The organism is Halorubrum pallidum, from assembly GCF_055380345.1.
In genome coordinates this window covers 62,928-86,098 of sequence record NZ_AP043944.1, presented here as the reverse complement: position 1 = coordinate 86,098, position 23,171 = coordinate 62,928, and the positions used below count along the sequence as shown (strand labels likewise).

21 protein-coding genes are annotated in these 23,171 nt (G+C 57.8%); 19 read left to right on the top strand and 2 right to left on the bottom strand.

Going from position 1 to position 23,171, the window contains the following annotated elements; all coding sequences use genetic code 11:
- Positions 1–2 precede the first annotated feature (2 nt).
- From ACZ45C_RS00425 to ACZ45C_RS00340, 18 genes are all read left to right on the top strand, one after another.
- On the top strand, positions 3–842 hold the full coding sequence (locus ACZ45C_RS00425) for a hypothetical protein (RefSeq protein WP_144800180.1): 840 nt from the start codon (positions 3–5) through the stop codon (positions 840–842).
- Positions 843–844: 2 nt separating this feature from the next.
- Complete coding sequence (locus ACZ45C_RS00420; protein ID WP_058365372.1) at positions 845–1,960, top strand: hypothetical protein; 1,116 nt, start codon at positions 845–847, stop codon at positions 1,958–1,960.
- Positions 1,961–1,962: 2 nt separating this feature from the next.
- Positions 1,963–3,084 (top strand): hypothetical protein, encoded by a 1,122-nt coding sequence (locus tag ACZ45C_RS00415; RefSeq protein ID WP_144800179.1) that lies wholly within the window; start codon positions 1,963–1,965, stop codon positions 3,082–3,084.
- Complete coding sequence (locus tag ACZ45C_RS00410; RefSeq protein WP_379765166.1) at positions 3,068–5,284, top strand: VirB4 family type IV secretion system protein; 2,217 nt, start codon at positions 3,068–3,070, stop codon at positions 5,282–5,284. Before ACZ45C_RS00415 ends, ACZ45C_RS00410 begins: the two co-directional genes overlap by 17 nt.
- Positions 5,277–9,092 carry an ATP-binding protein gene (locus tag ACZ45C_RS00405; RefSeq protein WP_379765169.1) on the top strand — a complete coding sequence of 1,272 codons (3,816 nt, stop codon included), beginning with the start codon at positions 5,277–5,279 and terminating at the stop codon, positions 9,090–9,092. Before ACZ45C_RS00410 ends, ACZ45C_RS00405 begins: the two co-directional genes overlap by 8 nt.
- Complete coding sequence (locus ACZ45C_RS00400) at positions 9,089–9,973, top strand: bifunctional DNA primase/polymerase (RefSeq protein ID WP_379765172.1); 885 nt, start codon at positions 9,089–9,091, stop codon at positions 9,971–9,973. The genes ACZ45C_RS00405 and ACZ45C_RS00400 overlap by 4 nt, the downstream gene beginning before the upstream one ends.
- Positions 9,970–11,481, top strand: a complete 1,512-nt coding sequence (locus ACZ45C_RS00395; protein ID WP_379765175.1) for a primase-associated protein — start codon at positions 9,970–9,972, stop codon at positions 11,479–11,481. Before ACZ45C_RS00400 ends, ACZ45C_RS00395 begins: the two co-directional genes overlap by 4 nt.
- A gap of 546 nt (positions 11,482–12,027) precedes the next feature.
- Positions 12,028–12,471: a hypothetical protein gene (locus ACZ45C_RS00390; RefSeq protein WP_379765178.1), complete on the top strand. Its 444-nt coding sequence runs from the start codon at positions 12,028–12,030 to the stop codon at positions 12,469–12,471.
- 136 nt (positions 12,472–12,607) lie between these two features.
- Positions 12,608–13,141, top strand: coding sequence for a DUF7342 family protein (locus ACZ45C_RS00385; RefSeq protein WP_379765181.1), 534 nt, complete (start codon positions 12,608–12,610; stop codon positions 13,139–13,141).
- Positions 13,142–13,149: 8 nt separating this feature from the next.
- Positions 13,150–13,584, top strand: coding sequence for a toxin-antitoxin system TumE family protein (locus tag ACZ45C_RS00380; RefSeq protein WP_379765184.1), 435 nt, complete (start codon positions 13,150–13,152; stop codon positions 13,582–13,584).
- A 78-nt stretch (positions 13,585–13,662) separates the two neighbouring features.
- On the top strand, positions 13,663–13,953 hold the full coding sequence (locus ACZ45C_RS00375; RefSeq protein ID WP_379765187.1) for a hypothetical protein: 291 nt from the start codon (positions 13,663–13,665) through the stop codon (positions 13,951–13,953).
- On the top strand, positions 13,953–14,288 hold the full coding sequence (locus ACZ45C_RS00370; RefSeq protein ID WP_379765190.1) for a DUF7558 family protein: 336 nt from the start codon (positions 13,953–13,955) through the stop codon (positions 14,286–14,288). The genes ACZ45C_RS00375 and ACZ45C_RS00370 overlap by 1 nt, the downstream gene beginning before the upstream one ends.
- Positions 14,289–14,336: 48 nt before the next feature.
- A complete protein-coding gene (locus ACZ45C_RS00365) occupies positions 14,337–14,918 on the top strand; it encodes a DUF7437 domain-containing protein (RefSeq protein ID WP_379765193.1) in 582 nt (193 codons plus the stop codon).
- Positions 14,919–15,109: 191 nt separating this feature from the next.
- Positions 15,110–15,622 (top strand): hypothetical protein, encoded by a 513-nt coding sequence (locus ACZ45C_RS00360; RefSeq protein ID WP_460560701.1) that lies wholly within the window; start codon positions 15,110–15,112, stop codon positions 15,620–15,622.
- Positions 15,592–16,737 carry an ISH3 family transposase gene (locus ACZ45C_RS00355; protein ID WP_122107030.1) on the top strand — a complete coding sequence of 382 codons (1,146 nt, stop codon included), beginning with the start codon at positions 15,592–15,594 and terminating at the stop codon, positions 16,735–16,737. Before ACZ45C_RS00360 ends, ACZ45C_RS00355 begins: the two co-directional genes overlap by 31 nt.
- Before the next feature lie 351 nt (positions 16,738–17,088).
- The gene (locus tag ACZ45C_RS00350; protein WP_460560703.1) at positions 17,089–18,486 is read left to right on the top strand and encodes a hypothetical protein; all 1,398 of its coding nucleotides are present in this window, start codon (positions 17,089–17,091) and stop codon (positions 18,484–18,486) included.
- 68 nt (positions 18,487–18,554) lie between these two features.
- Positions 18,555–18,929, top strand: coding sequence for a hypothetical protein (locus ACZ45C_RS00345; protein ID WP_379765198.1), 375 nt, complete (start codon positions 18,555–18,557; stop codon positions 18,927–18,929).
- A complete protein-coding gene (locus tag ACZ45C_RS00340) occupies positions 18,926–19,447 on the top strand; it encodes a hypothetical protein (protein ID WP_379765201.1) in 522 nt (173 codons plus the stop codon). Before ACZ45C_RS00345 ends, ACZ45C_RS00340 begins: the two co-directional genes overlap by 4 nt.
- Positions 19,448–19,474: 27 nt before the next feature.
- On the opposite strand, the gene ACZ45C_RS00335 is transcribed toward ACZ45C_RS00340, so the two are convergent.
- On the bottom strand, positions 19,475–20,236 hold the full coding sequence (locus ACZ45C_RS00335) for a hypothetical protein (RefSeq protein ID WP_460560705.1): 762 nt from the start codon (positions 20,234–20,236) through the stop codon (positions 19,475–19,477).
- 942 nt (positions 20,237–21,178) lie between these two features.
- Between ACZ45C_RS00335 and ACZ45C_RS00330 the strand changes: the two genes are divergently transcribed.
- The gene (locus ACZ45C_RS00330; RefSeq protein WP_379765207.1) at positions 21,179–22,078 is read left to right on the top strand and encodes a DNA-binding protein; all 900 of its coding nucleotides are present in this window, start codon (positions 21,179–21,181) and stop codon (positions 22,076–22,078) included.
- A gap of 394 nt (positions 22,079–22,472) precedes the next feature.
- On the opposite strand, the gene ACZ45C_RS00325 is transcribed toward ACZ45C_RS00330, so the two are convergent.
- Positions 22,473–23,144 carry a hypothetical protein gene (locus ACZ45C_RS00325; RefSeq protein ID WP_224338430.1) on the bottom strand — a complete coding sequence of 224 codons (672 nt, stop codon included), beginning with the start codon at positions 23,142–23,144 and terminating at the stop codon, positions 22,473–22,475.
- Between the last annotated feature and the right edge of the window lie 27 nt (positions 23,145–23,171).

The window sequence follows — 23,171 nt, the reverse complement described above, 5'->3', positions numbered from 1 at the left end:
CCATGACACAGAATTACCCACACATCAGTAGGCGAAACGCCCTCCGAACAGTCGCAGGCGCCGCGCTTGTGAGCGTGGCTGGCTGTCTGAACAACGGTGATAGCTCCGGAACTCCCGGTGACGGGACAACCGATTCAGAGAGCAAGGGGCCACTCAAGCGAGTCGCTGTCGACGGGACGACACTCGTCGTCGAGCTCTCGCCCGAAGCCGACGTCGACCAGGTCAACCTCATCCAACCTAATGGAGAGCTGTTCGGAAAGCGTGACGTGGCCGCAGGGGCCCAACAGGTATCGTACGAGATCGGAACCACGTACGAGCCCGGAGAGTACCGCGTGGTCGCTCTGAAAGGTGAGGAGACAGTCGTAGAAATTACGAGGAGTATCGAACCGGCAATCCAGATTCGAGACGTTGGACTCTACCGAAACAATCCTGACAAGCCATGGGATGAGGTCTACGGTGAAAGCAAAACTGACTCGAAGAAGAATGGAGAGGCATTTGTTACTATTCAGAACTCCGGGAACGGACCAGATGCGGTCGTTGAGCTCCGGTTTACTGGAGATGTCCCTAACCCTGTCGAAGATCCCCGCGGAAGTGGAATCTATGAAAAAGACAGCGTTGTGATTCCAGCAGGTGAGACAGTAGATCTCTTCAGTGATTCATTCCCATTCGGTTCGGAAATTGGTGACGAGGGTATGGGCTGTTCGACTGATGGAAACAGTGGGAAGTTCACGGTCGGGTTAGAAACTCGAGTCATTGGCCAAGAAGTCACAAAATCGTACAATGTAGAGTACACTGACTCTGACGAAATGCAAAACTGCGAAATCACAATCAGTGAGGCTTGATCATGGTTGATCTAATCGACGTTGTCTTAGAGGGGTTCAAAGACGTCGTTGACTGGATTATCGGCCTCTTCATGGATGGCCTGACGACGGGATACAACAAGCTCACCGAGGAGATGTTTGGGACCCCCACTCCTCAGACGGATGGAGCATTCGTCTTCGGGGAACCGACGAACGCACCCTGGTCAACGATTCAGGATGCACTCGTCGGTGGCGAAATAATGCTCATCGCGTTGCTGCTGCTCGTGATGAGCGTACAAGGGCGTCATACCATCCGAATATTCAATATCGGTAGTGCATACGAAGCGAGGAAAACAAAGAAAACTGCGTGGGTTGGTGCGTTTCTGATTATTGTCTGGTATTGGGTCGGTGTCCTCACGCTCTACATTGTTGATGGATTCTCGATTGCTCTGATGCCCGGTATGGCTTCGCTTCGTAACGCTATGTTGGGATTCCTCAGCGTGACGCTGACCAATCCTGGGTTATCGCTGTTGTTTGCGCTGATCGGAGGCATCTCAATGTGGGCACTAGAGGCCCTGTTTTACATCCGTGAGATTCTCCTCTATGTCTATCTCTACGGAATGCCGATTGCGATCGCCCTTGGGTATGGAAATATACCAATTGTCTCTGATATCGCCATGGGGTTCTGCAAGCGGTTTGTCCCCCTTGCCGTCCTACCACTACCAGCATCGATAGTATTCAAAGGCTATGACCTGATATACGGTGGCGGGACGCTCACTCCTGAGACTGCCTTTCTCAAGTTCCTAGTTGCTGCTTCTCTACCACTGGTTGCGCTCTACATAACCTGGAAGACGTTCAAGTACGCGACTCCGTTGACTGCCAAGGTCGTAGGTGGTGCGACGAAGGGAGCTGCCCTCGTCGGCGGTGTCGCAGCCGGTGCGTATGTCGGCGGTGCTGGCGTCGCGACGACGGCAGCACGATGGGGGCCAAAAGCGGCTGCTGGTCACGCTGTCGCACAGAAAGCAGCTGCTCGAGGAGGCCACAGCGGCGGGGACAGCGATCCTCCTTCATATCGCCGGACTGAGAACGATCCAAGCGGAGCAACGACAGAGGCATCGAGCACTGATCGTGGAATGGAGTTTGATCGAGGAATCCACTAACAATGTCGATGGATCAAGACGCAGCCGCACGGCGCATCATGGACCAGTTCGGCGAAGAGAGTCGCATCCCCTACCTCAACATCGAGGAGGGGGACGTCGGTGTGCTCATCGCCTTCCCGATCATGGGCCTGTTCATCGCTGGCCTCACTGGTATCGAGTCACTCGCCCTCCCGTTCGTAGCAGGAGGATTCGGGTTTGGCGTTGCCGTCATCTACGTCTCTCCTGACCACCTGAACGCGTGGACGTGGACGAAGGACGTCTATCGATACGCCAAGCGACCGCGAGTTACGTTCAGTGCCCCAGAGGAGCCCGACAGTACCACGAACGAGACAGAGCGGAATGAAGGCGGTCTCGCGAACTACACGCCGTTCAAACCGGACGAGCGAACGCAGGACCTCACGAACGTCAAACGAGCATGGCCTGGTGCTGGAGCGATTCAACGAGCGGACGGCACGATGGAAGCGTTCATCGAGATTGACCCGGGGAACATGGACTTCGCGATGTCCGACGACTGGGCTCAGCTCCAGGAGGCGGGCGAAGAGTTCGCCAACAAGGAACTTGATTCGAAGCTCAAACTCCACGCCACAACCCGATCATTTCCGGTAGAGCAAATCACCGAGACAATCGAGGAGCGGCTCAACGACGAGGACGTCAAACAGAACCCGATCTTCCGGGAACTCCTCGAGGAGTACCGCGAGACGCGTCCCAAAGAGATGCGTGACCGGGGCATCCAACAGGTGCGCTACTACATCGGCGTCGAGGTCACGCCGCTCGAAGTCTACGATAGATACCGAGACGAAGGGACACCCGCCGAGAAACTGACGCAGTTCCCCGTCATTGGGTTCCTGTTCAACCCATTCGTGACTCGTCGTGAGGACCTCACAGATGTCGAGCGCCGCGCCCAGATGTTCGAGAAGCTGGACAGCCGCGTCAACGACGTTCGCGCCGAGTTCATCCAGCAGGCGTCCGGGTGGTCTGCTCGCCGGCTCAGTACGGTCGAACTGTTCGTTCTGAATATGGACTTCTGGAACGGTCGCGAGCACGACTACGACGAGGCAGAGCGTGTTGTTCGCGAGCAACCGATCATCGGCCACTCGCGCCGGGAGGATGAGACCAATGCGTAACGTTGTCCTGCAGGCGGGTGGCGGGACCTTCACCCAACTCACAGAGTGGCTACGGAACCCAACGTCACCCGAGGGTGCGGCGATTTACCTTCTGTTGGTTGTAGTCCTCGGCGTCGTCGGGAAACTCCTCTGGGACTGGCACACCGCCGACGACGAACCCGAAGTCGATTTCTCGGACGTCCTCGACGAGGAGACGCTCGAAGAGGGTCACGCGGAAGGCCAGCTCCTCGACGACATCTCTGAGTCCCACAAAACGGTGACTGCGCCAGCAGCCATCGAGTGGGAGACACGATCCGCACGCGTCGGCGAGCAGTGGACGACGACGCTGTACATCGCGGACTACGCCGATTACCCGAACGACGGGTATCTGAGCGATCTCTTCGAGTTGACCGACGTCGAGTTCGACCTCACAGCGCACATCACCCCGAAGAACCAGCAGCGAGCGCGGAACGAACTACAGGACATCGCTGACGACCTCCAGGTCGACGCCGATCTTGAACAGAGTGTCCGCAGTGCGTACCTCCAAGAGCGAGCAAACGAGGCCGCTGCGACCTACAAGGCCGTCGAGAGCGGAGCGAACGTCTTCGACCAGGGGATGTTCGTCACGGTTCGCGCCGACGACAAGGAGGACCTCAGGGACTCAGTCCAGAAGGTCAAGAGCGCCCTCCGCGACGACCCAGCGAACCTCACGCCGAAGACCGCTATTTGTCGGCAAGACCTTGCCCTCCAGTCCGCCGCACCCATTGGCGACAACGAATTCGGTCGCGAGTCGATCGCCCTTGGGGGTGCCGTCGGCGCGTTGCTGTCCTCGCCGCACAACGCGACGATTCTCGAGGAGGGCGGCGTCGAGTTCGGGATTCACAAGGACAACCAGAGCCCGGTCGTCATCGACCCGTTCGCCCGTGACAACGGGTATGCGATGTTCACCGTCGGCGATACTGGGTCTGGGAAGTCGTTCAGTTCGAAGCAGAACTTCATCCGCTCTATCGAGCAGAGTAAGGACCGAATCGGCATCATCCTCGAACCGCTCAACAACTGGGCGGGGGTCGCCGAAGCGCTCGGTGCGAAACGCATCACCGTCGGTGGGACGCTCGGTCTGAATCCTTTGGAGATCCGTCAGACACCCGACCACGTCCAGCGGGCGATGGGTGAGGATGCGAGCCCGTTCAACGAGAAGCTCGACGACGCGATGAGCTTCCTGACGAACTTCTTCGCACTGCGGGGCATCTCGCTCGGGGATCGTCGGACGACGCTCGAACTCGGTCTCAAGCGTGCCTACAAGCGCAACGACATCACCGACGATATCTCGACGCACAGCAACCCCAGCCCGACTATCCGGGATATGATGGACGTCTTCGAAGACATGGTCGACGACCCCGAGGAGTTCGTCGTTCGTTCCGACGAGGAGGCCGGGAAGATTCGCGAGGACGCGACGTGGCTTCTGGACCAGCTTCGTCCCTTCGAGGAGGAGGGTCGCCACGCTAATCTCGGGAAGTCCTCAGAGTTCGACATTCGCGACGAGAAAGTCATCTACCTCGATCTCGCACAACAGGAGGGCAGCGTCGACAGCAGCACGGCACTGACGATGCAGTTGCTCATCTCGCTCGTCTACGAGCGGGCGAAAGAGACGGACAAGGAGGTCGTGTTCGTCATCGACGAGGCGCGGTACATCATGCAGGACGCTGCGAGTCTAGCGTTCCTCGAGACGGTATTCCGACATCACCGTCACCACGATCTCTCGATTCGTCTCGTTACCCAGACCGTCGACGAGTTCTTCGAGCACGCCGAGTCCGAAGCCATCCTTGATCAGTGTGCCGTCAAGCAGTTCCACCGCCTGGATGGAATGGATGACCAGTGGGCCGACGAATTCGGGTTGAACTACGCCCAGATGCGCTACGTGCAGGACGCGGTCCCCGGCAACGAGGACGCTGGGTTCTCTGAGGCGCTCGTCGGCGTCGACGGCGAGTGGCGCGGCATCAAGGTCGAGGCAATGCCCAAGGAGAAGCAAGTCATTGACTTCGACCCGACCGAGCAACGGCGGTCTTCACTCCCCGGCGCTGGCGAGGAGGCAGTCGATACAGACGTTCAGGAGTTCCGTGAGGAGCTGGAAGAGCAGGTGACGAACGGACAGTCGAAAGAGTCCGAAACCGTCTCTGCCAAACCTGACGGCGGATCGATGGAGGGGGAGGACGATGCGTGAGTATCTCCGAGTCACGCCCACATCCGAAGGCCTGGATCCTGAGGGGATTCCTCGAGTCCTCGAAAGCCTACATAAACTGACGACCACGGAGTCAACGGGACTCGCACAGAAGCTGAACCCACTCAACAGTGACACACCGCTCCGATTCGAGTTTCTCGCACTGAGTGAGGGAACAGACGACCCTGTCGAGTTCTTTTACGGCGCCGACGAGCATCTCGACACACTCGAAAAACGGCTCCGTTCGATCTATCCTGAGACATTCGATATCGAACGCGTCGACGTCGACGTCGCCTCTCGGCTCATCCAGCCAGTCGAATTCACACGAGCAGAGTTCCTCGAACACTACGAGGCGGGGCAACTACAGTACGAGTTTGGTCCTGACGAACAGCACGAGCTTGTCGATGAAGACCGTAGCCAAGACCAGACACTAGCGGCCGAAGCATCCCCCTTTGCAGATGGCGGCGCAGCAGTCGAGCCATCTGCTGGTCACTTCGTTGAGGTTGGTGATACCGCCCTTGAGCTGGCACCACCGAGCGAAATACCGGACGAGCAGCCACTGACGACGCTCGAAAAACCAACCGAGACAGACGAGGGAACGATACTCGCTCAGCCAACCATCGACGCAATCTCGCCAGTTGGTGTGCGCTGGTCCGGTTCGACCACCCGGAAGAACGACTGGATGACGTCATTGACGGCCTTCGCCTCTGGCGATGGCGACGACGCCTTAGTGGCTGTCGACCAGCCCGGCGCGACGCTCGCATCACTCGTCGACCACTTGATGGAGGCGGCTTCACCTGTGGCGTTTCAGGTTGTGTTCCAGCGACGGGCGAGCTGGCAGTCCGACGCTGAGGTCCGAAAAGAGGATCTCGTCGACGGGCGGGACACCTTCTTCCAAGAAGTCGTTGGATCCTTCCTCGAGGTCGAAGACCAGCGGAGCGACCACGACGAGAAGCAGCTCAGTGAGTCAGTCGAAAAACGCATTGAGTACATCGACGCGAAGAACCCCAAGCGGTCGTTCACTGCTAACATCCGAGCAGTCGGCGTTCCGACAGGGGATGAGGCTCGCGACGAACTCGCGGCCCAAATGGACTCACTTCGCCCTGTGTTCGACCCAGTGGACGGGCCCTATTACGAAGTCGAAGGAAAACGACTCCGGGCAGACGGTTTTCGTGAAAAGACGAAGGAGAAGAACACCCAGACAGCCCTCCGACAGTTGCTAGATCGAGAGATTACGACCGGCCGAGGGAAGACCCGACCGGATTTCGTCCTCAGTGGGACGGAACTCGCAAACTTCGTGCTCGTGCCATCCTCCGAGCAACTCACCGTTGAGGGGACGCGAGGAACTCGAGCTGAGCAGCAGAGCCGGAACCCGCTCCCGTGGCCCAATCCAGACTTGGTTCAGCAGTTCCAAGAGGGCATGGCTATCGGCTACGCGCTCGACGAGAACGGTGAGCCGCGACCGGACCCGATCCGGGTTCCGCCGGATTTGCTGACGACGCACTACGGCCGGTTCGCATCGACTGGCGGCGGAAAATCGAAAGCGATCATCAACGACGCGCTCTCGCTCCGCGAGACGACCGGCGGACCCGTCGTGATCGTCGATCCGAAAGGCGATGGGATGTGTGCGAACTACCTTCGCTGCCACTACGAACGTTTCAACGGATTGGACGACGTCTACCAGTTCCGCGTCCCAGAGACTGTCCCAGCGTTCTCCTTCTTCGATATCCGGCCTGCGCTCGAAGCCGGGCGGAACCGCGAAGACGCGATTCAGGACAAGGTCGACCACTTCCACGACATCCTGCGGATGATTATGGGCCGCGAGCAGTACGGCCAGGCGTTTGTCGCGAACGAGATCCTCAGCTACCTCATCAAGGCACTTTTCGACGAGGAGTACGGGAGCGACGTCTTCGGTCTGGACGACCTTTTCGCGGCAGCTCTCCGGATGCAACGAGAGCGAACTGTCCCACCGGTTTCGGCGGACAACAGGAACGTCGAGGAATCACTCACGCGGCACTTCGCGAAGGACGACCACCGGTTCCAGGTGTCTATGGACGCCGTCGGAAACCGTCTGGACAAACTCAGAGAAGACGCGCACCTGCGACGTATCTTCAGTCACGTTCCAGAACAAGACGAGAACGGCAAATACGTCGATAACCGATTCGACTTCCGCGAGTTCCTCGACGAAGATGCCACGATCCTGTTCGACTTGGGAGATCTCCGTCCGGAGGCACAACGGGCAATCACACTCCTCCTGTTGAGTAATCTCTGGGACGCCGTCCAGGTACGCCGACGTGATGGAAAGACAGACTACGAGAACCTCACCAATCTCATCATCGAGGAGGCCGCCCCCGTGGCCTCGACAAAACTCGTCTCCGAGCAACTGCTTCCACAGGGACGGTCATTCGGCCTGAGCATGGGACTGGTGATGCAGTTCCCCGGCCAAGTTCGAAATCGAAACGAGCGCGCCTACGACGAGCTCCTCAACAACATCAAGACGAAGCTCATTGGGAACATCTCTATCGAGCGCGACCTCGCCGAGTCGTTGGCCCACGAAGACCTGAGTCCGACTGACCTTCGAAATCGGGTCAATACGCTCCCCAGTGGAGAGTGGATTGCTCAACTCCCGAGCCCCTCGTTTGGGAAGACAGGGCCTGCTCCGTTCTCGGTGAAGCCGCTCCCGATAGCAGCGGGCCATCCAGAAAGCGACGAGGCGCTCTCTGTCGAGCAGGAGGACCACTTCGAGTCCGTAGCTCTTCCACGGCTGTCGGAGCGTACACAGACCCAGTACGGACTTGCTGGGGCCCTAAGCGAATCGGAGACAGCCGACGATGAGGGATGGGGGAGTAGACCGAACGCTGGACAGTCCGCATCTGCAGAATCGACTAGCTCTGGAGACTCGACGGAGTCGTCGTTCATCGGACAGGCAACCAGTGGTTCAGTAGCCGACGAAGAGAAGGAGAAAGACGCGGACACCATTGATTCCCTGTTTGGGAATATGGGATCCGTAGAGTCAGAAGAGTCGGCCACAGAAGAGGAGACGAACGCCGTCGACGAAAACGGACCTTCGCCAGTACAGGCAGGTGGCGTGACCGTCTCCGATGACGAACTCCGACGGCGCGGACTCACTCACGACGACATCCGGTTCTTGACTCGCGTCCTCGACGTGATGAACAGGGACGCACCGAATCATGGACTCATGGATTCAATGAGTGGGTTCAAGGACGACTTTGATGACCTGGACGTGCAGCGGCTCATCGACCAGGATCTGCTGGAAGAAGGACGAGCCTGCAGTCGGAAGTACTACACCGTCCTCCCGGCAGGGCGTGAACTGCTTGGCCAGAAGCTCAAGGTCGGCCCTGGTCAGGGAGATATCGGCGAGAAAACGCCGCACAAGGTCGGTGTGAAGCTGCTCGAACTATGGTTGGAAGCGCGCGACGATGTCGAGCAGGTTGAATCCTATTACGAGTACGATGAGGAGACCGTATTCGACGTCGCCGCCTTCGACGCTGACGGAGAACTCGTGTGGGTCGGTGAAGCGGAATTCCCGAGCAACAACAAACACGCACCTGTCGACGATTACGACAAACAGAGTGCGGTGGACGCAAACGCTGTCTGGGCGTTCAACAGACGTGAGACAGCCGTTGAGGTGTTGGATCGACTCGCAGAGGCCGACCGGATAGAAAATAGTGTGAGTGGGCGTGCAGCCCGTCGGTTCTCGGATATTCGAGAAGCCATCGAATCGTTTGACGCAGAAGGGATGACGACGATTCGGAGCTTCAACAAGCTCGATGAGGAGTTCAATCCATGAGTTGGCGCCAAGCTACGCGCGAGGAGATTTACAGGTACTACACGGAGGAGTTCCCCTCGTACATCGACGAATTCCCGTCGTTCATCACCGCGAAGGGACCAAAGCAGTACGCGCTCGCGTTTCGAGAACCCCACCCGGTACGGAAAGACGGAGTCCCAGACAAGGACTTCATCAGACGGGATACCTGGCAGACGAACGCCGCTGGTGATCGGAGCTCAGCAGCATTCCACGACTTCGACGACGTCCTCGAGTTCATCCGCCACCCAGCACGGAATGACCCGCTCGGACGGAGCGACTTCGCGCTCGCAGATCCCGATCTGCTCGAGAAACCAGATCCACGTCCCGATGCAGTGTATTACGCCCTCGATCACTGGGAACGGCCGTGGGTGCTTCTCGTTGATATCGACGCGAAAACGATAGCTCGGGAGCGAGCAGCGCAAGCAGTACCGGACGAGGATGTTTCGGGAGACAGCGAGCAACTACTCGATGCTGTGGGAGTTCTCGAAGCGGACCCGGCAGGCTACCCGTATTCCTTCGAGGATATCGAACAGGCCATCGAGTACGGCTTCGAGGTGCGAGAGATCTTCGAGGACGACTTCAGCGCCGAGGAGACGATGGTGGTGTACAGCGGCCAGGGCGTTCACGTTTATCTCCTCGATACCGACCCTGCCCATCGATATGACGCCAAGAGTCGAGAAGTGCTGAACGACCTTCTGCAAGACACCTACGAGATTCCCATCGATCCAGTGGTTACCGCCGACCGTCGTCGAGTTGCCCGACTCCCCTACTCGTTGCACGCTGACGTCTGCAGTATCGTCACGCCGATAGAGAGCCCGAACTTCGACGTTCGGTCTGCAACACCGGAGGTCATCCAGTCATGAGTCAGTCGACTCCAGTTGAGGACGAGCGTACCGCCTATCGCGTTGCGACGCTCCCGCTTGAATACGGCACGACACGCATTAACCAGCTGTTCACGCGGGGCTACAATCGCTACATCGTCGACGGTGAAGACCAACCAGAAGACCTGTTGAACGACCTCGAGCGGTTCGGGACGGCGGCGTTCAAAGAAGATGTCAGGGCCAATGCTGCAGAGGACCCCTTTGTCGACGAACCCGGAACACTCGCCGTCCTCGCGACGTTGAGCGCGATCTGCGTCAAGGCACACCCGAAGTTCGAGCACGCTCCGCCGCGGAAGGTACAGGTTCTCTACGATACTCGCGAGCTGTACGTCAACAATCTCGCTTCCCTACTTCAAGAATTCGGTGATGGGAGTCTTCAACAGGATATCGCAGAGGTACTGTACGCGAAAGGTCCCGGAGAGGACGGCCCGCACCCCGGCCGCGTTTGTACAGGGATCAAGGAGATGCCCGAGTTCGGTGAGGGATTGTATCTCGAAATCCCAATGGCTGCAGCATCGAGAGATTGCCTCGTCCACGCCGACACCGAGACAGGAGAGGCCGGAGAACTGCTCACTCACGTTAAGGACAACCGTCTCTACGTGCCGGTCGGTGATTTCGATACGAAATATCGCGAGTACGCCAGACGCGCGTTCAAGAAGCTCCTGCGAGTCCAGGAGGAGAACCTCTCCGAAGACCAGCTCACGTGGCTAACGACGAATGAGTCGGCCATCACAGACCGCATCGACCGATTCATCGAGACGGGACACCACGAACGGATCTGGCGAGACTGGAACCCTGGTGAACGGACTATCCGTGTGCTTCGGGACGCGATTCGAGACGCTCCAGACGAAGTCACCACGCTGGGGAATTTCTACTCAGCGAAGGAGCTGTTTGAAGCTGTGGAGGCGTACGATCCGGAAGCAACCTGGAAGCGAGACGTGTGTAATCGCATCTCCAGTCCACGGAGTCTCGGGAATCTTCTCGCCTCCCAGCGCGACCACCGGAGCCTCACTATCCGACAGCACGAAAATACGAACCGCTATCGGATTCAGGAATCTACGCGTGGCGTCCAGCCCCTCACCGTCGAATCAATCGAGGATCTGTTTGAACTCCCCTGCATGGCGAACATGGCCGAACGCCTCCACGAGAAGAAACCAGTCCGAAAGGACCTGTACAACTTCGCCCGGATGGTGATGTGGCTGCCACAGTATCAGGACAGCGACCTCGAGACCATTGTCACAGATCTCAAGGACGTCTTCTCGCGGTGGCCGTGGTACGATGAACAGGTCACCGACTACCAGATTCGCTACGAGTTCTCGAACACGATTGGAGGCGACACCCCGCTTCCGATGAACTGCGACAACGACGATATGCAGCGGTACTGCATCGGACAGGATGAGTGTCCATACTCGATCTGGGGGAGTCTCCCCTTCCCGGATGAGATGTACGATCGACTAAGTGAAACCGAGGGTAAGGGAAACGAGTTCTAACGCAGACAGTCAATTATCTGGAATCACACCATTATTCAGAAGACAGGAGTGTGACGGATATTAAAATCCCGTCATCCACTTTTCAGACCTTGTATCGACCAATTTGGACAAGAACGGGTGGGTCACTAGAAGCAACATCACGTAGCCCATCATTTGCCGTCAGTCAGTTATGCCAAGTCTCAATTACAATGTGAATCCGATTCTCTCGAATTCAAGGTCTTCACCACCCCGTCGAGCACAATTCCACCCAATCACCGCATCTTAGAACTCGTCGAGGACATCAATAACGGCTGAGAACTGCCCGACGGCCCTCTTGCTAAATCTAAACTCGTTTCATCCTATTCTGTACCTCCAGATTTGTCCAAAGGAAGGCTAGGGTACAACGGTGCAAACGCCGCTGGCTCTCTCGGGCCGAAGGGCCATCAAACGACGATCGTCTATAGCCGGTGTGTCATATTTCACTCAATAGATAGTGATGCGATTCGCGGTGGAGTTTGTCGCCCCCGAGAGGGGCGAGGGGCTGTCGTTAGCGCCCACTCAACAACCATGTCTTCAGAACACGAGCAACAGCGATCACGACTTCACGGCGAGCAAACTGAGCAACCGAGCGACGAACCGTGGACAGATCTCGAACTGACGATCCCCCACAACAGAAGTCCGACTGCCGTCGTCTCACTCGTCGAGTGCGCGCTCGTTGAACTCACCCACGAAGACGTCGGAGCCGAGGTCGTTTCGACGAGCGTTGCGGGAGTGAAGCGGACACAGTACATCGCCATAGATGACGTCGGCCAACGGTTCCAGAAGCGGTATTTCGACGAGCGGCTCGGCCGGCACGAAACGACTGTCAGTCGTGAAACGGTTCGTGACGAGCTGGTCAGCCGGCTCACACACCAGTCGTCACTGGGCGGTGAGGTAGGTCAGAATGACGTTGACGGTGGTCAAGACAGCTTCTGCGTGAAACCAGCTCGAGAGCTCCGATTTCAGGAGTGATGTTTTAACCAACACTTGGACAAGCTGATTACCCGATGTTGGTTAAGGCGTTGTCAACCTGTGGATCCCAGCCCACCCAGGTCAGGAAACTATTCCCTGAAGTAAGAACTATATCCTTCGCCCTGCAATTCCGAGTATGTCCGAAACAGACGCCACCGATGGGCCGCCCCCCTTCGAGGACGCGTTCAGCAGCGATGACGTCGAACAACGCATCTACGGCACCATCCTGCAAACCCGCGAGCCGACGACGGTGAGCGCGATCGCCGACAGCGCCGACTGTGACCCCAAGACCGCCCGGAAGTACCTTGGCTGGTTCGACGATTTGGGAATCGTCACTCGACACGATGGCCATCCGGCCACCTACGAACGGAATGACGCGTATTTTGAGTGGCGACGCATCAACCAGCTCGCGGCCGACCATTCCGTCGAGGACCTGCAGGATCGCGTTCGTGAGCTAACGACACGCATCACCGAGTACGAGGCGATGTACGACGTCGCGTCACCGGCCGCAGTCGACGCCATCGCCGTCGCGGAGAGCAGCGGCGAGCGGACCATCGACGACGTGTACAGCGACCTCGGCGACTGGGCGACCGCCCTCGAGGAGCGTGACCGCTACGAACGCGCGCGCCAGCAACGCACGGGTGGCGAGCGCGAACAGGCGTCCGGGTAGCCCGCTCAATGGTGCCACCGACAGGCGATGGCGGGAGCCCTGCCCCCATCGATCGTCCCATCCTCGAGTTTCTCCAGACGCGGCTCCAAGCGACGAGGCAGGTCTCCCGAGCGACCGTCATGGACGCCAGCGGCCATCTGGAACTCCACGTTGTCTTTGCCCCGTCGTACTACCCAGCAGCCGTCGACGAGGCACAGTTGACGGTCCGTTGGTACACGAACGACGACTTCAAACTCCACTATCGAGAGCAACACTCGGACCATACCTGGGAGTGCCGGTGGGACCGGCACCCGAATCCGCACAATACACGGGACCATTTCCACCCCCCGCCCACCGCCCCGACGCCCGGCGAGGACGCATCGTGGCCAGACGACCATCGTGACGTCGTTGCGCTCGTCCTCGATGAGATCGAAGACCGGATCGTGACTCTCTGGAGCGAGTAAGGGCTATGGTCTCGCGTGGAGTGTTTATCGGCGCCGAAAGGCGTGCAGCGCGCGACAGCGTGCGCGGCGTGACTCACTATGGTTGATCCCGATCCGAACGACGACACGAGTGCCGACTACGAACAGTTCGAGAAAGAGTTGCTCGCCCAGGACCGCGACGCCGCCAGGGTCGACACGGCGGACATCGACGACACGATGGCCCGTAGCCTGGTCGACGATCTCGTCGACGCGGACCTCGTCACTTCAGTTCCCGAGGACCGCGTTCTGGTTCACGAGCCGAGCGGCACCGCATTCGACTCACCAACGCAGCTAGCCGTCTACCATCGTGGCTGGACGGCCGCAAGCGACGCCGGCGAGGAGGACGAGTGATGCAGCAAATGCTCGTTGGCTGTGCCTTCTGCGACGCCCCGCCTGGCACCGAGACTGGCGAGGCGCACACCTGGGGCCAGGACGAGCGGGTCACCCACCCGATCTGTGTCGGCTGCGCTACCCAGACGCGGCCGGATCCCGATGAGCGCGATCACCACGCCTGCGACAGCTGTGGCCTCGTCGTCGACACGAACGCGGCGCTGACGCGGTTCCGAGTGGAACTCGGCCACCTAGAAGGCCCGCTCCAACTCTGCGCCCGGTGTAGTCCCGGTGGGCCAGCTACCTACTGGACGCGCGACCTCGAGGAGCACCTTGTCGCGGCGCCGGCGGAGTGACCCAAACACTCTCTACTGTTTCGCTGGAAACGGCAATTAGGAAGACCCGTGTCACGCACCTCGAATCGTACTGATGGCGACATCATCCGCGACTTCCTCTCGGTCGCGGACCTCCTCAAGGAGTCGCAGCTTGCCCAACTGTACGCGTACCTCGTTCACGAATACGAGGCGACCGTCCAGGACATGATAGACGACCTCGAGCTCGGGCAGGGGACGGCCTACAGCAACGTCAACCGGCTTGTCGACGCCGGCGTCGTCGAGGTCACCCACGACGAGCAGCCTCGGCGGTACGCCGCCCGCGAGATCGACCTGACCGTGACGACGGCCGCCGGTGACCGTGAGTACACGATCACGCCAGCGCTCATCGACGTGGTCGGTCGTGCCGAAACCAACGACGATATCGACACCTACGTCGACCGTCACGGCGTTGCCGGCCTCGCAACGGCACTGACCTACGCTGTCGCCCGCGAACGCGGCGATGTGACCCACCGGCTGATGGCTGAGGACCTCGATATCTCGCCGCTGGCTGCAGAGATGATCCTGCAGGCGCTCCGCCCCGTCGTCCACGAGTACTACGACATCGAGGAATTTGGAGCATCGTTCGATGTCGACAACTCCGACCGTAAGTGAGCTCTACATCGCCGATACCGGCTGTTCGTCGCAATGAGGAGTTTGTCAGTTCAACGGTGATAGACAATTCACATACTTCCTAGTTGAAACGACATTGGTGCCGTAACCACCAGACAGACTGGAACCCGACTGCCGCCCTAGTGCGCGTGGCTCGTCAAGAATTAACTGGCCTGACTGGAGAGCATTATTCAATGGCGTCTGAATCAAATTCGCTTCCTCCGGGCTTTCAGTTCTCGGAGAAGCTTGTCGCCGGTCGACTTGATTTCGATATCGTTCGCTTAGAGGATGACGAGCGCTTTCATAGAGGAGATCGAACTGACGGAATCTGGAAACTCACTGACGAAGCCAGAGAAGCAATCATTGCAGTCATTGACGAGTACTACGACCGGCGACCAGCCATTGAAGAAAGCGTCTCAGTTGGATCTGAAAGTTTCGCCTTTCGTATACTACCGGAAGATGTCGAGCATATTTCACACCATTTAGCAGCTGATCTTGAGATCAGGTTCGAAATCCCTGATTTTTCTCCATCGGGACTAGACGAAGATCCCGATCCGCTCCCATATTCAGACCTAATTAGTGACGTTGCAACTGTTCGAGAAGTATCTTGGAGTGAGATACCGGAGACTCAGTCGATCACATCGGGTTTGAGTGAAAGTGTCTGCTTGGGAAGGGTGTGGAAGCTACCGAAGCAGACAGCGAGATAGAAGAAGAGCACCTCCTTAATTTTGTCGTCAACAGCCTCAACGAAGAGCTTGCGATAGATCTCGACGAGAACGTCAAGGTCACGACAGAGACGTTGTACGAGGTCCTCGCCGGCGCCAGCGCCGGCGGGACCTCGATCAATCACGTCTGCGAAACGACCGAGGACTCGCCACACGCCAACACCGTTCGAGGACATCTCACCGAGCAGTTCGAACTTGACTCCGTTGAGGCGGTTGGGGACACGCTACTTCAACGAGATACGCTTGAGACGCTTCCAGATCGACCGGTGGAGGTCTGTGCAGACCTCCACCTCGACCCCTACTACGGCGATGAAGACGAAACAGAAGCGCTGTACTTCTCACAGGCGAAACGAGGAACCACAACGTTTCACGCGTACGCGACGCTGTACGCGCGGGTACGCAACAAGCGGTACACGCTGGCGGTGCGCCAGCTTGTCGCTGGCGACACCACCAGCGACGTCCTTGGTGAGTTTCTCGAACTCCTCGACGGCCTTGACCTCGGCGTCAAGGCCGTCTATCTCGATCGCGGATTCTACAACAGCACCTGTCTTGGGCTGTTGTCCACGCACAACTACGCCTACGTGATGCCGATCGTCAAGTGGGGTGAAACGATCCAAGACGAACTCAGTAGCGGCTGGAGCCGCGAGATCGAACACGATCTCGCCGGCAAGGTAACGTTCCCTGTGTTCATCGACTGCGTCTACCAACAGGGACGATACGACGAACACGGGGTGGCGCGTCACGGCTACGCCGCTGACGCGCCGTTTATCGACACACCACGGGATGCCCGAGAACACTACAGCAAGCGCTTCGGCATCGAGTCGAGCTACCGATTAGCCAAGCAGAGCCTCGCATTCACCAGTTCTCAGGACGCTGGGCTACGGCTGGTGATGTTTGTGGTGAGCCTACTGCTCCAGAATAGCTGGCGGTATCTACACTGGCGGTACGTGGCGGCGCCCCGCCGCGGGGGGCGCCGCCTCTGGAGGTGGCCGTTCACGGAGTTCTGTGAGATGGTGCTGCGGGCCGCTTGGACAGCGCTTGGTGTACGTAGGTCCATTCCAGCGAACCAGCCACTCGACAGCCGATTCTTCCGGTAGCTGTCCACCGATTTAGATAGCGGTCGTGAGTGACGACACTGTCGCGTCGGCGGCAGTGCGCCGCCGACAGCGACGGTCCATCCTGAAGATCACACTCACCAGCGATTCGAAGACGCGCCACGACCAGTTCCATCTGATTCATCGCCATCAGACGAGATTACGCGGCTGTCGATGTGATCGACTGAGACTTCATTCGATGCCGAGGAGGACATAGAGGCGGCGATTCCCGAGGGACACACTGAGCCCGATTTTTTCCACGATGATTATCTCGACTATGTACTAGACTACCTCGTACCAGCAGTCGAAGATGCAGGTTGGCGAGGCGGTCACGCGTGGCTACTGAATCTCGGTATGCAAGAACTTCGGAACGGGCGATATGAGGAAGCAGCGTATGCGTTCGCAGGTGCCAAAGACGGCCTGACAAAACACAGCCTCTTCGACGAGTCACGGATACAGCCGCTTGTTAGGCGTTCGCTCAACACACTGCGCGATCTCTGTCTGCTCAAAGCCCCAGATGAGTACGATTTCAGTGAGTTTGATCTCTACTGTGAAGCTGGTGTACGCGATCTTCTTTATGTGCCCAAATTTGTTTCGCAGCCAACAATTGACGATCTAAATTTCCGGATGAACAATCCAGTTTGGATTGCCAATGCGCTCGTCCTCGTTCAGGGAGTTGCCCACGCAATAGGAAGGCCAACAATCTCGAGAACGGAAGTTGACCCGTTCGGGTCAGGTATGACCCTCCGAAATGCATCGTTTGTACTGAAGCTCGCTAACTCGTTAGTATCGACTGCTCCGGACGAAGCTGAGTCAGAGCCGATTCAGTATCTCGAAGGAATTGACCTCGGAAAATTCACACCCGATATCACGATCACGCGGACACTTCGAAGTGCAGGTTACACCATTCAGATGTATCGCAATACGACCGAGGGGGTGCGGGACGAGCTCAACGTTGATTTCGACTTAATTGTGGCTCACGGAGACGACAAATACCTTGTCCGCGCAATGCGCCCCGAAGACCGGGATCGGGGAACTCTCGAGGAATTAATTGAGCAGACTGGCGATCTTGATCACTCGCTCCTGTTGTTATATGATCGTGAGCTTGAGAGCACCAGCGTTAGCGAGCTTGATGAACAGGATGGTGTTGAAATGATGTACATTGACCTCCAAGCAGAGCGGCTCTCACCAATTTCGGCCGGCTATCCACGTTCGTTCGCTGACTTCGCGACGGATGAAGAGATTCGCGATGAGATCGAACGCCGGTTCGTAGCGGCACGAGAGGCTGAAACCACCGAATCCAAGGGAGATCGGTTGGAGGAGCTGATGGCATTCATCTTTGAGAAGGCTGTACCGGATACGCACGTGATGACGCCAAATAACCGAACTAGTACGGAAGAAATCGATCTCCAACTACAAAATAAGGAAGAGCATCATCCCTGGACTCAGTTGGGGGCGCCAATTAATGTCGAGTGTAAGAACTGGAACGAGTCCGTTGGAGTTGATGAGATCTATTCCGTCTACGGGAAGGCTAAGATGACCTCTCCGAATAGTAAAGGGGCAATTCTGGTCTCTTGGGAGGGTGTGTCAGATTCTCAGAGTGGCCGGAACGCTGATGGATTGCTTAGAGACATGCGCATCCAAGACCTCGACATCCTCGTGCTCGATCAAGACGATCTTTCAGAGATCGTTGAAACTGGCGATGCACAGGCGGTGTTCGAACGAGCATACACCAACCTGTATCAACGCTAAATTGCACTTCTGCGCTCATTGAGCTTCCAAAAACTATTCACAAACCGATAGAATCGGTTAGAACAGACATGGACCCAAGCGAACTCGAGAGGAGACCGACATCACTTGGCGGGTATGGAAGCATTGTTCCCTATCACGCACCGGCCACGTACGACCCAATCTATGGAGATGAAGGAGTTCGTGTCGATCTCCCCACTGAGGGGTACGAATCGGCGGATCAAATCCTCAACCGACTGACTCGCGCCGCGGACAAGCTTGATCTCAATACGGATCCCGGCCGTCTCTACTATTCCGCGCAATGTCAGGACTTCTCATGGTATGGGAGCGGAATCGAAGATCTTCGAGAAGACCTCCTCTCTTCGTGGGAACTCTCTCAGACGCTTCAGAAGACGCTTGAGGAGCGTCATGGAACAGAACTAGGTATCCATCGACGTGCTTCGTGATACTCGCACCAATACGATACGGCATCTTCTGGACGGTATTACGGGGATTCAAAAATAGTGACGAGGATGGAGAGGGCTACGAAACCGTCTATGACACACAAGCCGGCGTGTTGATGGAAAATCCGATTCTGTCCTGGCCCGCGTTAGAAGAATTAGTAGAATCAGATGGCCCGATTCCACTTGTGACAACCGAAGTGGAGGCTGTAAGCCTGCGCGGTGAAGACCGTCCGTTAGAGGAGGTGATACCAGTCAATCATGACCGAACTGGTGATGCAGATATCTTAGCTGCGAAGAACGTGTATGAGAGTGAAAAAACAGAGGCCAGCGAACAGATGCACGAAGCAGTTGAGCGTACTGCCCGACTATCCTACCGTATCAAGGGTGGGACAATCGGATTCGAGAAAGAACGAGAGTTCCGAGCAGAGGGGATGTCGTTGTTACGCCCTGAGGGGATTACCCTCGGTGGATGGCCGGTTGTAATGGGATCACCGTTCTGTAGAGCGATATCTGACGAATAAGAACCACTGCTCGGTCGACGAATAGATTCAGGGCTGATTCCCGAGTTTGAGCGCTCGATTTCTATCTGTGCTCCCAGATTGGGCGATGAGTTCTTGAGCTCGCCCGATTCCGTGAACATCGGGTCGTCGGACAGTTTGATAGCCTTCGAGGGTCTCTCGTAGATGACGTTCATGCCGTTCGATATCGGGTACCGCTACGTCAGATTCTTCGAATAGCCGACGATGTTGTGAGCGCGCAAACGAGACGAGTCCCTCAATTCGCTGGTGGTCGTTCTCATTCGGCTCGCCACCGTCAGTTCGTGCCTGGTCACGAGAATCATCATGGAGCGCCCAGAGGTCCTGTAACCGGTCCACGAAATCGTCGTAGGAGTCCGTTGTCGATCCGCTCTCGCGGATGACCATACCAATGTTCCGTGACTCGATGCCAGTTCTTAGGTCGTCCCACATTTTGACAGCTGAATGGGGGATTTCGTAGTAGTTCACTGGATCACCAATCCACCCGGACTGGTCGGAGGGGTCCTTGAATTTTGCCTGGACAGGCGAATTGGGGTAATCGGTTGGAATATAGAGTTGAGATGAGCCAGCCTCGATCGCCTGCACATCGATAAAATAGCACTCCGTCAGCGCATCGGATAATTGGTTGTCAGAGTCAACGACGGGACATGCGTAGTAAGCGACTTCACATGGCTCTCGGGTTGCAAGTGTCGTGATCTGCTGAGTATCGAGTTTGAACCGAACGCCCCTGTTTGGCTCTGCCTTGGGTGCTTTGTACTGGAAAAGAAGTCGCATCGCTAACGGGAGCTCGACGTCGTATCCTCCACCAGCCTGGTGTTCCTGATACCGTGTTGGTGCGATGGCGGTTGTCTGATTGTACGGCCCACGAATACGAGTCAGTATTTGGTGTGTCGCATTCACGACAAGCGAATTCTCGGATGGATACGACGCCATGTCTACGCAGAAACTGTGAAGACGAAGAATATGATATTTGTGTCAGAGTGGGCTGGAACCGAATGTTCTCAACCGAATCTAAGCTACACTGGGTTCTGCCTACCAACGACAGTCATCGTTTCCTAAAAGCCCTCGACCGCTCGGCATCCCGCGACCGCCGCTGCGCTCCTCGTGCCTGCGGTGCTTACGGGGTCGGGGGACGGCCGAAGCGGCCTCGCCCTTTCTGAGTCCACCAGGACGATAGATGGTTCGCCGAGCGACGCGGCCGGTTGGCCAGATGGTACGTAACGGCCCGCCCCGCTCGCCGCTGCCGCCCTCCGCGTCGCTCGCGACCGACCATTCCGGGCGTGCGGGCGCTCTCCGCACCGCCCGCGCCCGTTCCGGGCTAAAATGGATGTGCCCTCGACGCCAGCGGGTATCCCCGTCGGTTGCGCCCCTTGCGGGCTTTCGCGTTCCAGCGCTTGGTGCCGCCTGCGCTGTCGCGCGCCACACCACGGCGCGCGTTCTCGGCGACAGTCGCCCTGGACACGGACCCGCATATCGGGCCGGACACGAACGGGCATATCCCGCTGGCCGCTCGCTCCAGGCGGGTCGGCGCGCGGTGCTGGTTGGGTGGCCTCCTCGGGCGCGCTCTCGCTCGCGCCCCAGGGGGCGCTCGCGAAGGCGCGAGCGAGAGCGCGCAGATGGTTCTGTCGGTCGTTGTCGTCGGAAAACCGCGATGTAGCAGCATCGCGGTGTCGGGCGCTGAGCGCCTTCGTCGGAAATCACCTGTGAGTGATTCCAATGTCAAGTAACAACGCTACCAGTAATGTAGTTTCGGTCGATGAACAGGCATTCGAAAAAGCGGACGAAGCGGCGGTCGATGAAGACGGCTTCGAGGTCGTCGATGAGACGCCGGAGTTCCAGGCGACGGTGCAGATGGAGGTGCAGGCAAAGGTCGATGCGAACCACCCGGATGGGATGGTCGATACGAGTGAAGAGCGGATCTACGGTGCGACCCTCGAACAGGAAGAGCGCATTCGGGCCAGGGAGGCTGAGCTGGAGCGCATCAGTGCCCAGGCGGAGCTGGGGACGCAAGAAGGTCGGGAGAAGCGGACGCGAGATATCGCGGCGAAGCGGAGCGCTGAGCGGCGTGCTGAGTTCCAGAAGCGGGCGGCGAGCGTGGACCCGTGGGCGGACCCAGAGCGAGACGATCCTCGTGCAGAACTCACGCAGGAGCAGTTGGCGGCGGTGAACAAGCAGTCGATGCGGCTGGCCGAAAAGCTGGATAGCTGGTCGCGAGCAGCGATTGGTCGGCGGCTGGGTGAAGCCGTAGTCGGTGGGAAAGACCTGACGAGTGCAGTCGTTGGGGTGTTCGAGGAGTTGCAGACGGCGCCGGGACAGGTGGTTCCCATCGGGATGCTCGAGGACGTCAATCGCAAAGAGGTAAGCATCGAAGGTCGCGTGACGCAGCTTTGGGAGCCGTCGAGTTCAGCCATTTCCCAAGTCGGCCTCATCGAAGACGAAAGCGGACGAACGAAGTTCACCAGCTGGGTTGCAAGCGACCAACCCTGGATTGAGGAGGGCGAACACGTTCGTATTCACGGAGCGGCGAAGAACTGGTACAACGGGCGCGTCTCGGTGGCTCTGACCGGTTGGACCACGGTTCACTTCCCCGAGCGCGGTCGGTGGTGGGAAGCGTAGCCAGCGTACGCGGCCTTCTTTTTATTGTGTGCCGGACCGACCCAGACCCCACCTCCCCACCCTCCGCTCCGTGCTCGCTCCGCTGCGCGCGCAGCCACGACCTATGCTACGCAGAAATTCTCAACAACGTCGTTAGGCACTCTCATCGTATGTACCTATTATCAAGAGAAAGTGGCTCTATTGAAATCCTCAGCCGGTGATCGTTCTGAGCGTCCGTGCTGGATATAGAGCGCGTGTCTCCCAGCGGGTCGCCAGTGCACGAAAGACTACTCGTCTTCCATGGAATCTATGACACTCGACTTATGAATTGGAGCACTCGTTCCCCCCTTCGCCCACTATTCGGCCCCGTCGAATCGGTTGTTTCTATGCTGGAAGATTGGTGAAGTCGTCGTACTCACCGCTCCTCTTGACCTATCGAGTCACCAACCCATTCAACGACGCGTAGGAGTTCCACCATCGGCGATGGATCGGACACTTGTTCGATCGTGTGACGGGCGGTCCCGAACCCTGGTGGAAGGAGATCTGCTGAGACAGTGAGCGGACGCTCGCCATCTGAGGCCCACTGAACTTTCCGGTACATGATGTGATTTGGTGCAAGGTCACTGTACTCTGTGGACCGGTCATATACAGTCGGACCCTCAACCACGCACGGAGCGATTCCACTAGGCAGATTCACTAAGAGAACATCACCGGGGTCAACTCCTTCAACGAACGTTCGGATACTCCCAATAGCTTTCCCAGCCTTAATTTTTGTATCTTCATCGGGATATATCTCCTCATGCATAATGTCTCGAATTACATCCCACTGGATTTGACCCTTGAGCGTGTTTCCGTAGGGCTCGTGCACGGTTTCAGGGCTCAGGACACTACCGTCTGTAGCGAGCTCAACACCACCGGTCGTGGCAAGCGCCCAATCCGAGATCGTGACAACACCGTCTTCGAACAGTCGGTCAGCGTAGGCTTCTCGGTCGACGTCATGGTATGCGATATTAAATTTGAATAGTCGGTTGGATGAGACGACATCCCTAATTCGCCGCCATAGGGGCGTCTCCTCGGAAGTGCTCATACAGATACCAAGCGCCCGTTAGTCAAA